This is a genomic window from Pedococcus cremeus (genome assembly GCF_900111375.1).
Classification (GTDB): Bacteria; Actinomycetota; Actinomycetes; order Actinomycetales; family Dermatophilaceae; genus Pedococcus_A; species Pedococcus_A cremeus.
The window spans coordinates 1-12,675 of sequence record NZ_FOHB01000017.1; the positions used below are offsets into that span (position 1 = coordinate 1).

Consider the following 12,675-nt stretch of genomic DNA (forward strand, 5'->3'; position numbering starts at 1 on the left):
GCTCACCATGAGCTACGACGACCTCAAGGACCGGCTCGGCGCGGCCACCACCCTCGGTGGGCTCGATGCCGGCACCCACCTGCCCCCCGAGACCGTTCGACGGCTGTGCTGCGACGGGTCCGTCATCCCCATCGTCCTCGGCGCCGACGGGGAGGTCATGGACTGGGGCATCGAGAAACCGCTTCTTCACCGACGCCCAGACCAAACGGCTCTGGCTGCGCGACGGCGGCTGCACCTACCCCGGCTGCGGGGCACCGCCGCAGTGGACCGACGCGCACCACCTGGTGCACTGGGCCGACCTCGGCCCCTCCGACCTGGACAACGGGGCCCTGCTCTGCGAGCGGCACCACACGATCGTGCACTCGAGGCGGTTGGCCGGCCGGGTCGTGCGGGGCTCGTTCGGGGAACGGGTCGAGTGGGACCTGACGCCGGGTTCCTACGACGAGCTGCTCGCCAGGCGCGCAGCGCAGGAACCAGCGTGACCCCGCCCCACACCCCGCCGACCACCGGCGGGTCCTGCGGCATGTCCGAGGGTCATGGGCGCCCCCGGGAGCACACCCGGCATACCGTGCTGGGGCTGGCGCCGGAACTGTCCGGATTCCGCGGATTCCGGAGTCCCGGCTGTGGCAGGCTCGCGAGGAGCCCGGAGGCCCGGAGGCCCGGGAGCCAGTGAGTCAGGGCGAGGTAGGGAGGCCGGAGATGGGGGCACGCGCGCTGCCGGAGGCGCCGAAGTTCGCGACCGAGTCCGAGCGCGAGGTCTGGCAACGGCTCGTGGACCAGCTGCGGCCCGAGGACGTCGTGCTCGCCAACGTGCGTCTCACCGACCAGCGCAAGGACCACGAGATCGACCTGGTCGCCCTCCTGCCGGGCGCGGGTGTCGTCGTGGTCGAGGTCAAGGGCGGCAGCGTCTGGGTGAAGGACGGCCAGTGGACGCAGTCCCGCGGCTCAGGCACCAAGCGGATCGACCCCGTCGACCAGGCCCGCACCAATCTCTACGCGCTGCGCCAGTACATCGAGGCGGACCCGCGCTGGAGGAACAGCTCCCGCAGCCGGATCCGTTGGGGCCACACCGTCGTGCTGCCCTACTCCGACGTCCACGACGACTTCTGCATGCCGGACTGTCCGCGGTGGGCCGTGCACGGCCGGGACGACCAGGACGACCTCGCCGGACGGGTGTGGGACATCCCCACGCAGCAGGAGGGCGGCCACCGCGTCCCGGACGCGGACGACGTCGAGCTCATCATCGAGATCCTGCGTGGGCGCCACCTCCCGGCCTACGACCCGGCGTCTGTCGCGGACGACCGCGAGCGTGAGGCCGACCGCCTGACCGCGGAGCAGGCGACTCTGCTGAAGGTCACCCGGCTGCTCAGCCGGGTCGAGGTGCGTGGGGGAGCAGGCAGTGGCAAGACCGTCCTCGCGCTCACTCAGGCCAAGGAGCTGACCCGCGGGTCCCATGACCGGCCGGCGCAGCGCGTCGCGCTGGTCTGCTACTCCATCGGGCTGGCGGAGTACTTCAAGCGCGAGGTCGCGCTGGCACCCCGGAAGCACCGACCGGCCTTCGTGGGCACGTTCCACGAGCTCGGCCGGTCGTGGGGCGCACCGGACGGCAGTCGCGAGGACAGCGCCTTCTGGGAGCACGAGCTGCCGGAGACCATGGCCGCCCTGGCGGACCAGCTGCCCGCGGGGCAGCGGTTCGACTCGGTCATCGTCGACGAGGCCCAGGACTTCGCCGACCTGTGGTGGCGGCCTCTCCTGCAATCGCTCAAGGACGAGGAGACCGGTGGGCTGTACCTCTACAGCGACGAGAACCAGCGCATCTTCGCCCGGTTCGGGCAGCCGCCGGTGCCACTGGTGCCGCTCGTGCTCGACCACAACCTGAGGAACACCCGCCAGATCGCCCAGTCGTTCGGCCCGCTGGCGCCCATGCGCATGACGCTCCGCGGCGGCGACGGCGCCGACGTGCGGTTCGTCGCGACCAGCGCGGACGACGCCGTCAGCGCCGCCGACGACGAGGTCGAAAAACTGCTCGGCGACGGCTGGCAGCCCCAGCACGTCGCGCTCATCACCACCGGCAAGCGGCACCCCATCCAGGTCGAGCGCGCCGAGGGCACGGACCAGCGCGACTACTGGCGCTCGTTCTGGGAGAACGACGACGTCTTCTACGGTCACGTCCTCGGCTGCAAGGGCCTCGAGCGGAGGGCGGTCGTGCTCTGCGTCAACCAGGGCGAGGTCACCGACCGCTCCCGCGAGCGGCTCTACGTCGGCATGTCCAGGGCCACCGACGTGCTCGTCGTCGTCGGCGACCCGGCGGTGGTGCGCGAGATGGGCGGCGACCAGGTGGCCGCCCGCCTCGGCCTGTGACGTCGGGACCTTCGGCACCCGCGGCATACGTCAAAGATGGGTGGTTCGCGGCCGAGTGCCACACCTAGCCTGTGAGTGGCTGCGGTGGCGCCTGCGGGGACCGGGCGCCCCGCAACCTTCGCGTCAAACGCATCCGGCCGAGGCCGGCGCAAACCACCGTCCGCCTTGCCATCGACGGACGCGCGACCCCCAGCGGCCGGACCTAAGGTGAGTCCCATGGCGAACGTCACCGTGATCGGCGGCCACGGCAAGGTGGCCCAGCGTCTCATCCCGCTGCTCCTGGAGGACGGTCACGACGTCACCGCGTGGGTCCGCAACCCCCAGCACGTGCAGGAGGTGGCGGAGACCGGCGCCCGCGTCATGGAGGCCGACGTCGAGCAGCTGGACATCGACGAGATGGTGCAGCGGCTGCGTGGCCAGGAGGTCGTCATCTGGTCCGCCGGTGCCGGCGGTGGCAGCCCCCAGCGCACCTACGCCGTCGACCGCGACGCCGCGATCCGCTCGATGGACGCCGCGACAGAGGCCCAGGTCCACCGCTACGTGATGGTGTCCTACTTCTACAACCGCCCCGAACACGGTGTGCCCCAGGACAACTCGTTCTTCCCGTACGCCGAGGCCAAGGCTGCCGCCGATGCCCACCTCCAGCAGAGCCAGCTGCGGTGGACCATCCTCGGCCCGAGCACCCTGACCGACGACCCCGGCACCGGCCACATCGAGACCGGTGAGGGCGTCACCGCCTCCTCGGTGAGCCGCGCCGACGTCGCCGCCGTCGCGGCCTACGTCGTCAGCCACCCCTGGACGGCCGGCCGGGTGATCGACTTCAACAGCGGCGACACCCCCATCGCCGAGGCACTGGCCTGACGCCGCCCGAGCTGTCTGCCGCGGGCCGCGCTGCTCGACGACTCTGACGAAGAAGTACCAGTCCCGCTGCTTCAGCCGCAGGGGCCTGAGCCGAGCAGCCGCAGCCCCTCGAGGTCGCCGGGGCCGAAACCGAGCATGCCCGAGTCGTTCTTGGCGTTCATGAGCTCGTCCCTGGCCGGCACGTGGGTGAGCCCGACCACGTGCGCCAGCTCGTGCATGACGATGGCCCTGCCCTGGGCCCAACCGCGCGAGGAGTGGCCGAGCAGCCGCTGCATGCTCGGACCGTCGAGGTAGACGATGCCGGTCACCCACCGCTCGCTGGTCGAGATGGCGTGCTGGTCGGGGATGGGGCCGCCGATGCCCGCGATGTTGCCGGCGAGGTCGGGGATGACGTCCGGGTTCGTCCACGCCACGAGCACGGGGGAGGGGCCGTTGCCGTAGCGCGCGACGTCGCGGCTCGGCCGACCCTTCCGTGGCGGCTCGGTCGTGGTGCCGTCGATGGCGAACACCAGCCCGGACGCGGCGCTCACCTCCTTGACCGCCTCGCGCAGCAGGCCGTCGGCCCCGGTGGGGGCGTCGGCGGTGTTCACGACGATGTGGATCACCTTGCACGGGTCGAAGGTCACCGGGTCGTGGCTGAACCCCGGGCGCGTGGCCATGAAGGCGTAGTCGGTGGAGGTCGAGGCCTGCGTGGGCCGCACCCCGAGCGGGACGTCGCTGACGGGGCGGACCTCGGCGGGCCGGCCGGTGATGATCGGGCCGGCCATCTGCCACCAGTCGTCCCAGAGCAGGACGCCGCCGCCGACGAGCACCGCCGTCACGGCCCAGGCCAGGCGACGCTGCGAGCGGGTTGCCCGGGTCCGTGGCGCTGCCCGGTAGGCGGTCGTGGTGGGAAGGCCGTGAGCGCCGAGGGGGTCGTGGGCACCGAGGGCGTCGAGGCGGTCGAGCTCAGCCAGCTGGCGGCTCATCCACCGCCGGCGTCGCGCCGCCCCGAAGGTCAGCGCGTCCCAGAGTCCCCCCGCGCGCACGCCGTCATGGTGCCGACCGGCGGCCGTGCGGAGGTCCGAAAACGGTCAGTACCGGCCGAACGGACGAGGCGCCACGTCACAGCGGTATGCCGCGAGGTCGCGGCGCCCTCCGATGCACCGGAGACGCCGCCGGCCCCGCGGTGCCGGCCGCGCGGCATACCGACCACTGGGGTGGCGCGGACCGCGCGAGGCGACGCACACTCGCAGCGTGACCGCCGCGTTCAACCACACGATCGTGCACAGCCACGACAAGCAGGCCTCGGCGGAGTTCCTCGCCGAGATCCTCGGGCTGGAGGCGCCGACGCCCTACGGGCCGTTCGTGACGGTCCGGCTCGGCAACGGCGTCACCCTCGACTTCGCCGACGAGTTCGGCACGCCGCACCAGCAGCACTACGCGTTCCTCGTCACCGAGGAGGAGTTCGACGCCGTGCTGGGGCGGCTCACCGAACGGGGCATCACCTACTGGGCCGACCCGTTCCACCGCCGCAAGGGGCAGGTCAACACCGAGGACGGCGGGCGCGGGCTCTACTGGAAGGACCCCAGCGGCCACAACCTCGAGGTCATCACCGTGCCCTACGGCGGCTGGTGACCCCTCGCCCCCTGTGAGGAGTGCTCGGGCTACTCCTCGTACTCGGGGGCGCCGTGCGGGTAGTCCTCGCTCTCGTTGACGGGGATCTTCTGCTCCAGCACATCGGCCTCGTTGGCCTCGACGTCGACAGCGGGGGGCTCCTCCTCAGGCAGCTCCTCGCCCGCGACCGGCTCGGGCTCGCTGTCCAGACCCCTCTGCTGCTCCTCGAGGTCGGCGAGGGGGATGTCATCACGCGACGTGGTCATGCTGTCCTCCTTCTGCGCGGCCGGCACGGCCCGGGACTGGGCCGGCGTCGCCCTCAGTGTCACCCGGGCACACGGGGGTGGCACAAGGGCCCTTCGGCGGGTCGACAGGCCTGCCCCGGTGTCGCTTCGTCGGGGATTGTCGGTGCGCGCTGGCATGATCGCGGCATGCAGAGAGTCGACGGCCGCCTGGTGCTGAGCCCCACGGACCTCACCAAGCACGTCGCCTGCCCGCACATCACCACGCTCGACCTGCTGGCCCTCGACACCCCTGCGGCCGACCTCGGGGCCACCGACCCCGACGACGCGCTCAACCTCGTCTTCGCCAAGGGCCTGGCGCACGAGGCCGACTACCTCCAGGTGTTGAGCGACCGCGGCCTGTCGGTGGTGGAGATCGAGGGGTTCGGCCGTGACCGCGAGGCGGCCGAGGCGGCCACCGTGCAGGCCATGAGCGACGGTGTCGACGTCGTCTACCAGGCCACCCTCTTCGACGGCGCCTGGGTGGGGCACGCCGACTTCCTGCTGCGCACCGAGCGGCCGAGCCTGCTCGGCGACTGGTCCTATGACATCGCCGACACCAAGCTCGCGCGACGCCTCAAGGTGCCGGCGCTGCTCCAGATGGCAACGTATGCCGCGCGGCTGGAGGTGCTGCAGGGCGTCGCCCCGAGGCGGCTCGTCGTCGTGACCGGCGACAAGGCCGAGCACCCGTGGCGGCTCGTCGATGTCGCGCCCTACGCGCGCCGCCGGCGCGAGGCCCTGCTCGAGGCCATCGAGACGGCCACGCCCACCGAGTCGGTTCCCAGCAGCCAGTGCTCCCAGTGCCGCTGGCAGCACCGGTGCGCGCAGGAGTGGGTCGACAGCGACGACCTGGTGCAGGTCGCGGGTCTGCGCGCGGCGCACCGGGAGGCGCTGCGGGCCAACGGCATCCGCACCCTCGCCGAGCTGGCCGCCGCCTCGGTGGAGGACGTGCGGGACGCCGTGGGGAGCGGGGTCGCGGCCCGGCTGCTCCAGCAGGCCCGGCTGCAGGTGGCCGAGCGCACGACGGGCGAGCCGCGGTACGAGCTCCTGTCGCCGGAGCCGGGGCGGGGACTGCAAGGGCTGCCCGAGCCGAGCCCGGGCGACGTCTACCTCGACTTCGAGGGCGACCCGTGGGCCGACGACGGCCGCGGCCGGGAGTACCTCGCCGGCCTCTGGGACCGGTCGGGCACGTTCACCGGCTTCTGGGCGCACTCGGGTCAGGAGGAGAAGGAGCTCACCGAGGGCCTTCTGGACGAGCTCATGCGGCGCTGGGCGGCCGACCCCGGCATGCACGTCTACCACTACGCCGCCTACGAGCGCACCGCGCTGGAGCGCCTCACCGGACGCCACGGCACCCGGGAGGCCGAGCTCGACCAGCTGCTCCGCGGCGAGCGGCTCGTCGACCTCTACGCCGTGGTCAAGCAGGGCCTGCGGATCAGCAAGCCGTCGTACTCCATCAAGAAGCTCGAGGACTTCTACTGGGGCCACACGCGCTCTGCCGGTGAGGCGGGGGCCGAGGAGGCGGTGGCCGACGCCATGACCTCCGTCGTGGAGTACGAGCGCTGGCTCACCGAGCGCGACGACAGCATCCTCGAGCGGATCCGGGCCTACAACGAGGACGACGTCCGTTCCACCCACGACCTGCACGCGTGGCTGGAGGAGCGCCGCGACGAGCTGGCGGCGCAGGGCCACGACCTCACCCGGCCGTTGCCGCCCGGGTGGGAGGAGCCCGGCGAGGAGGAGCGCGCCGAGACCGCCCTTGCCGAGCAGCTGCTCGAGGCGGGGCACGACCTGCTGGCCGGCTGCGTCGGCTGGCACCGGCGGGAGGCGCGACCGGCCTGGTGGGACTACTTCCGCTACGAGGGGCTCGACACCCGCGAGCTGGTCGAGGACGCCACGGCGGTCGGCGGCCTGGGCGCGCCCACCTTCGTGCGGGACGTGCTGAACGCGAAGGGCAGGCCGACCTCGAAGGTCTGGCGCTACGCGTTCGAGCCGCAGGACTGCAAGCTGCCGGTCGACAAGTACGTCCACGACGTCGACACCCACACCTCGGTCGGCAGGCTGTGCGGCTTCGACGGTGTGGAGGGCTGGCTCGAGCTGTCGATGAAGGCATCGAAGGAGCCGCCGACCCCGCGTGGGGTAAAGCCGCCCGGGCCGCTGCTCGACGGTGTGCTCCGGGAGTCGATCGCCGCCACGGCATTCGAGGTGCTGGCGGGGGAGCGGCCCACCGCCGCAAGGCTCCTCGACCGCGTGGTGCCGAGCGCCGACGTGCTCGCGCTGCGCCCGGGCGAGGGACCCGCCGAGGCGGTGGTGCGCGTCGGGCGCGGGCTGCGCGGCGAGGTGCTCGCCGTGCAGGGACCGCCCGGCACGGGCAAGACGTATGCCGCGGCCCAGCTCATCCGGGCGCTGCTCGACGACGGCCTGCGCGTGGGGGTGACGGCGCTGTCGCACGCGGTGGTCGGCAACGTGCTCGAGCAGGTCGAGCGGCCCGCGCTGCAGAAGGTGTCCGAGCTGCCGGACGACGATCCCGGCGCCGCTTCGCAGGTGCGGTTCACCACCGACAACGGCGAGGCCCGAGACGCCCTCCTGTCCGGCGAGGTGTCCCTCGTCGGTGGCACGGCGTGGCTGTGGGCCCGCGAGGACATGCGCGGTGCCGTCGACGTGCTCGTCATCGACGAGGCGGGCCAGTTCTCCCTGGCGAACGCCGTGGCGGTGGCTCCCGCCGCGACGTCGCTGGTGCTGCTCGGCGACCCGCAGCAGCTGACCCAGCCCACACGTGCGACCCACCCGTACGGCGCCGGCGTCTCCGCGCTCGAGCACCTCATCGGCGAGCACGACACCGTGCCGCCCGACCTCGGCGTCTTCCTCGGCACCACCTGGCGTCTCCACCCGGAGGTTGCCGCGTTCGTCTCCGAGCTGTCCTACGAGGGCCGGCTCCACGCCCAGGCCGGTCGTGAGCGGCAGGCGATCGGCGGGGAGGGCCCGCTGTCGGGCTCGGGTCTGCGGTGGGTGCCCGTCGAGCACGTCGGCTGCTCGGCGTCCAGCGACGAGGAGGCCGTCGTGGTCGCCGACCTCGCCAAGGACCTGCTCGCCCGGACCTGGACCGACGTCGACGGTGTCACCCACCCCATGACCGAGGACGACATCCTCGTCGTCGCACCCTTCAACGCGCACGTGGCACGCCTCCATGGGGAGCTGCCCGCCGGCATACGGGTCGGCACCGTCGACCGGTTCCAGGGCCGCGAGGCGCCCGTGGTGGTCTACGCGATGGCCAGCTCCACCGCGGCCGACGCGCCGCGCGGCGTCGACTTCCTCTACGACCTGCACCGGTTCAACGTCGCGCTGTCGCGGGCCAAGGCGATGAGCGTCGTCGTGGCCAGCCCGGCGCTGCTCGACGCCCCCGTCCACTCGCCCGAACAGCTGCGCGCCGTCAACGCCCTGTGCCGCTACGTCGACGAGGCCGTGGAGGTCGGGCTGTAGCACCCGGGCTGCTCCACCACCCGGCGTCGACCGCCTGCTGGCGGCCGACACACCTGCGCGGGTGCCGCCCCGCCACTAGCCTCGGCCCATGGACAACGGCATCCGAGCGCGCGTCCAGCAGGCCGCGCGCGGCCTGGCGCCCGGCTACTTCGCGCTGGTGATGGCCACGGGCATCATCTCGATCGGGTTGCGCCTCAAGGGGATCCTCCTTCCCTCGACGGTGATGCTCTACGTCTGCGCCGTCGCGTTCGTGGTGCTCGCCGTGCTCACCGTGGTCCGGCTGGTCGCCTACCGCGCCGAGCTCCGCGACGACTTCCTGGACCCCAGGCGCGGCTTCGGGTTCTTCACCCTCGTCGCCGGCTGCAACGTGCTCGGTGCACGGCTGGCCATGGAGCAGCACACCGGTTGGACGACCGCCCTCGCGGTGATCGCCCTCCTCCTGTGGGTCGTGCTCGGCTACGTCGTGCCCTGGACCGCGGTGCTCGGGCGGTCGGCGCGGCCGGTGCTCTCGTCGGCCAACGGCACGTGGTTCATCTGGGTCGTCGCCAGCCAGTCGGTGGCCGTCAGCGCCGCCACACTCCAGCCGCACGCCGCCACCTGGCAGCGCGGGCCGCTCGCGATCCTCGCCGTCTTCTCGTGGTCGGTGGGAATCTTCCTGTATGCCGCGTCCGGCGTCTTCGTGTCGCTGCGCCTCATGCTCTACGAGCTCAAGCCGACCGACCTCGAGTCGCCGTACTGGGTGTCGATGGGAGCGGCGGCCATCACCGTGCTCGCAGGCGCCCGCATCGTCGAGATGGCCAGCGCGCCGATGGTCAACGCGACGCGGGGCCTGGTGGCCGGCACCTCGGTGGTGTTCTGGAGCTTCGCGACCTGGCTCATCCCGCCGCTGGTCGCCGCCGGCTGGTGGCGCCACCGCACCCACCGGGTGCCGCTCACCTACAACGCCACCCTGTGGAGCATGGTCTTCCCGCTCGGGATGTATGCCGTGGCCGGCATCTACCTCGGGCAGGCCGACCGCCTGCCGGTGGTGGGCACGATCGGGTTCGCGGAGCTGTGGGTGGCGCTCGCCGTGTGGGTCATCGTGGCCGTGGCCATGACGGTGCACCTGTGGCGCACCGTCGTCGTCAGCGACGCTCGTCAGCGGCTTCGCTGAACGGCAGGCGCAGGCTCACCCGGAACCCCGAGCCGAAGGGCGCCGCGGTCACCTCGCCTCCCGCGAGGGCGGCCCGCTCCGCCATGCCGGCGAGCCCGTAGCCGTGGTCGGCCGACGCCACCGTGCCAGCGGGGGCCACCGCGCCTGCGGTCGCCGATGTGCCCGCCCGTGACCCGCCGTCGTCGGTCACGGTGAGCGTGACGTCCTGCGAGCCCCAGGCGAGCACCAGCGAGACGTCGGCGTCCGGGGCGTGCTTGCGGACGTTGGACAGCGCCTCCTGCACGGCGCGGTAGAGCGTGAGGCCGGCGTCGGGGGGCAGGTCGACCGCGGTGCCGGTCTCCGTCACCGTGACGACGCCGCCGGTGGCGAGGCGGTGCTCGTTCACGAGGTCGTGGACCTGGTCCGCGCCGGGCAGGGCGTCGCCGCGCAGTGCTGCGACGGCGCGCCTCGACTCCACGAGGCCGCTCTTGGCCAGCCGGTGGGCCCGGCCCACCGCCTCCTGCAACCGCGGGTCGGTGCCGCTCTCACCGGCGAGCAGCCTGGCCGCCTCGAGCTGGAGGGAGAGGCCGGAGAGCGTGTGCGCGAGCACGTCGTGCACCTCCCGGGCCATCCTGGAGCGCTCGACCTCGGCGACCGCGGCCCGCTCCGCCTCCCGGCTCGCCTCGAGCTCGATGACCAGCTGGTCGACCCGTTCGCGCTGCTCGCGCTCCCGGCGCAGCGAGGTGCCCAGCAGGTAGAAGAACGCCGCTCCGGCGTCGGTGGCGAGCGTGAGCAGCACGGTCTCGGAGGCGATGAGCAGCTGCTCGACGTTGTAGAGGGCCGTGCAGGCCACGAGGATCACGGTGCCGACCTGCTGCGGTGGCCGCAGGGGCGTGAAGGCCGCGATGACGAACAGCCCGATGACGGGGCCCTCCGGGTCGGCGGCGTGCATGACCAGCACCGCGACCGCCATGGTGGTGAGCAGCCCCATCGACCAGCGGGGGGCCAGGCCGGCGCGGGTGAGGAACACGGCCGCCGCCGCGGCATACGCGACGGTGGAGAGCAGGAGCACCAGGCCGCGTCCGTGCGTGGCGAAACCGACGCTGCCGAAGGCAGCCTCCAGCACCACGATGAGGACGATGCCGAGGCCGAGGGGCAACAGGAAGCGACTGGGGGAACGGCCCGGTGCACGGTCTGGGGAGCTGCCGGGGACGCGCGGGGCCGTGGCCGGGGCGGACGAGGTCACGCGCACAGGCTGGCAGATCGCGCGCGTCGCGGGGATCGGCCCGACGGTCGAGGTCGCCGGCGTTTCTCCACCCGTGGGTGGACGCCCCCGGACCCCCGCTTCCACCCGCCGCTCGATGCTCCACGCGGGCCGGATGGCCGAGAGTTGCGGGACACGCACGACTCGCCGAGAGGACCCGACATGGCTTTCGCGCTCACCGGCCCGGCCGCCCGTCTCGCCGCCAGCCCACGGGCTGCCGCCACCACGTACGTCACCGCCTGGGCGGCCGGCCTCGCCGTGCTGCCGGCGGGTCCCGACCCCCACGGCACGGCTGCCGAGGCGGTCGCCACGCTGGGCGCCCACCGTGGCGCCGCGGTGCTCCAGTCGTGGCTGGTGCACGGCGTGGCTGCCGCAGCCCTCGCGTGGCTCGCCCTGGCCCTGCTCCGTGTGCCGCTCCCTCGCCGGGAGGGCGGTGGGCAGGTGAGCCGTGCACGCGGTTGGGCCCGCGTCGCGGTCGGCGGTGCGGTCGCGCTCTCGCTCGTGCAGGTCGTCCTGCTGCATGCCGCCGTGCTCACCGCCGACCCGGCGGCCCCGACGGCCGCCGCGGGCTGGCTGCACGCGGTCAACCTCGTCGACCTCGCCAAGCTCGTCTTCCTCGGCGCGAGCGTGGCCCTCCTGGCACGAGCGGTGCTGCCCGCCAGCGGGGCTCGGGGCGTGACCACCTTCTCCGGGGTCGTGGCCGTGGTGCTGCCCGTGGCGGGCCTCGCCTTCCTGTGGGACTCGCCGGTTCTCTCCGCCGTGCTCACCGCCTCACTGGTGCTGCTCCTGGCCTGGGCCTTGGTCGTGGCGTTCTGGGTGTCACGCGGCGCGGCCCGCGACGCCTCACCGGCGGCCGACGGCACACTGGGCGCAGAGCCGGCTGTCAGCTGATCGCCGGACCGCGACGAGAAGGTGGACGAGAAGGTGAATGAGGAGGTGGGCGTGGCGGCGCAGCCGGAAGGCCCCGTGCGCGTGCTCGTGGTCGACGACCAGAAGATCGTGCGCGAGGGGCTGTCGACCCTCCTCGGCCTCCTCCCGGGGGTCGAGGTCGTGGGAACGGCGGTCGACGGTGAGGACGCCCTGCGTCAGGTCGCCTCCGCCGACCCGGACGTCGTGCTCATGGACCTGCACATGCCGACCCTCAACGGCGTCGACGCCACCGACCGCCTGACCACCTCGGGCGCCCGCGCCCGGGTGGTCGTGCTGACGACCTACTCCGACGACGAGTGGGTCTTCGCGGCGCTGCGGGCAGGCGCACGCGGCTTCCTGACCAAGGACGCCGGGGCCGACGAGATCCGGCACGCCATCCTCACGGTGGCCGCGGGCCACGCCCAGCTCGACCCCACCGTGCAGCGTCGCCTGCTGGAGCGGCTGGCCGGTGGTGACCCGGTGGCGACCGCGTCCGACGTCCAGGCCGGTGACGCCGGTGAGGACGCGTCAGGGGGAGGCGCGCCGCTGCCGGATGCGCTCACCCAGCGCGAGGCCGAGGTGCTCACGCTCATCGCGCAGGGTCGCTCCAACAGCGAGATCGCCGGTGACCTCTTCGTGTCGGAGGCGACCGTGAAGACCCACGTGAACCACCTGTTGGCCAAGACGCAGATGCGCGACCGTGCTCAGCTCGTGGCCTACGCCTTCCGGCACCGGTTCGTCACGCCCTGAGGCATCCTCAACCCTCGCGGCCCTCGACGGCGGTCGGCTCC

At 73.0% G+C, this 12,675-nt stretch carries 12 protein-coding genes; 8 read left to right on the forward strand and 4 right to left on the reverse strand.

Features of this window, described 5'->3' with window-relative positions:
* Positions 1-235, reverse strand: a 235-nt coding sequence (locus BMW78_RS21285; protein WP_245736044.1) for a hypothetical protein, incomplete at its 3' end; no start/stop codon positions are given.
* Between BMW78_RS21285 and BMW78_RS21290 the strand changes: the two genes are divergently transcribed.
* The 3 genes from BMW78_RS21290 to BMW78_RS20180 all read left to right on the forward strand — a co-directional run bounded on the left by BMW78_RS21290 (position 216) and on the right by BMW78_RS20180 (position 3,222).
* Positions 216-482 (forward strand): HNH endonuclease signature motif containing protein, encoded by a 267-nt coding sequence (locus BMW78_RS21290; protein WP_425439072.1) that lies wholly within the window; start codon positions 216-218, stop codon positions 480-482. The two genes, BMW78_RS21285 and BMW78_RS21290, sit on opposite strands and share 20 nt — an antisense overlap.
* A 217-nt stretch (positions 483-699) precedes the next feature.
* Positions 700-2,361 carry a nuclease-related domain-containing DEAD/DEAH box helicase gene (locus BMW78_RS20175; protein WP_091763366.1) on the forward strand — a complete coding sequence of 554 codons (1,662 nt, stop codon included), beginning with the start codon at positions 700-702 and terminating at the stop codon, positions 2,359-2,361.
* 216 nt (positions 2,362-2,577) lie between these two features.
* The gene (locus BMW78_RS20180; protein ID WP_091763368.1) at positions 2,578-3,222 is read left to right on the forward strand and encodes an NAD(P)-dependent oxidoreductase; all 645 of its coding nucleotides are present in this window, start codon (positions 2,578-2,580) and stop codon (positions 3,220-3,222) included.
* A gap of 71 nt (positions 3,223-3,293) precedes the next feature.
* On the opposite strand, the gene BMW78_RS20185 is transcribed toward BMW78_RS20180, so the two are convergent.
* Positions 3,294-4,250, reverse strand: coding sequence for a hypothetical protein (locus tag BMW78_RS20185; protein ID WP_091763370.1), 957 nt, complete (start codon positions 4,248-4,250; stop codon positions 3,294-3,296).
* Positions 4,251-4,458: 208 nt separating this feature from the next.
* Here BMW78_RS20185 and BMW78_RS20190 point away from each other — a divergent pair, with 208 nt between their 5' ends.
* Positions 4,459-4,839 (forward strand): VOC family protein, encoded by a 381-nt coding sequence (locus BMW78_RS20190; RefSeq protein WP_091763372.1) that lies wholly within the window; start codon positions 4,459-4,461, stop codon positions 4,837-4,839.
* A 29-nt stretch (positions 4,840-4,868) separates the two neighbouring features.
* Here the strand turns inward: BMW78_RS20190 and BMW78_RS20195 are convergent, their stop codons facing one another.
* Positions 4,869-5,084: a hypothetical protein gene (locus tag BMW78_RS20195; protein ID WP_143056363.1), complete on the reverse strand. Its 216-nt coding sequence runs from the start codon at positions 5,082-5,084 to the stop codon at positions 4,869-4,871.
* A 165-nt stretch (positions 5,085-5,249) separates the two neighbouring features.
* On the opposite strand from BMW78_RS20195, the gene BMW78_RS20200 reads away from it, so the two are divergent.
* Both BMW78_RS20200 and BMW78_RS20205 read left to right on the forward strand, forming a co-directional pair.
* Positions 5,250-8,579, forward strand: coding sequence for a TM0106 family RecB-like putative nuclease (locus BMW78_RS20200; RefSeq protein WP_091763377.1), 3,330 nt, complete (start codon positions 5,250-5,252; stop codon positions 8,577-8,579).
* 88 nt (positions 8,580-8,667) lie between these two features.
* Entirely contained in the window at positions 8,668-9,732 is a 1,065-nt protein-coding gene (locus BMW78_RS20205; protein WP_091763378.1) for a tellurite resistance/C4-dicarboxylate transporter family protein, read from the forward strand.
* Here BMW78_RS20205 and BMW78_RS20210 read toward each other — a convergent pair.
* Positions 9,704-10,957 carry a sensor histidine kinase gene (locus BMW78_RS20210; protein ID WP_177180488.1) on the reverse strand — a complete coding sequence of 418 codons (1,254 nt, stop codon included), beginning with the start codon at positions 10,955-10,957 and terminating at the stop codon, positions 9,704-9,706. The genes BMW78_RS20205 and BMW78_RS20210 overlap by 29 nt on opposite strands.
* Positions 10,958-11,137: 180 nt before the next feature.
* Between BMW78_RS20210 and BMW78_RS20965 the strand changes: the two genes are divergently transcribed.
* Both BMW78_RS20965 and BMW78_RS20220 read left to right on the forward strand, forming a co-directional pair.
* Positions 11,138-11,866 (forward strand): hypothetical protein, encoded by a 729-nt coding sequence (locus tag BMW78_RS20965; RefSeq protein WP_177180489.1) that lies wholly within the window; start codon positions 11,138-11,140, stop codon positions 11,864-11,866.
* Between the two features lie 51 nt (positions 11,867-11,917).
* Complete coding sequence (locus BMW78_RS20220; protein WP_091763410.1) at positions 11,918-12,634, forward strand: response regulator; 717 nt, start codon at positions 11,918-11,920, stop codon at positions 12,632-12,634.
* Positions 12,635-12,675: the final 41 nt, after the last annotated feature.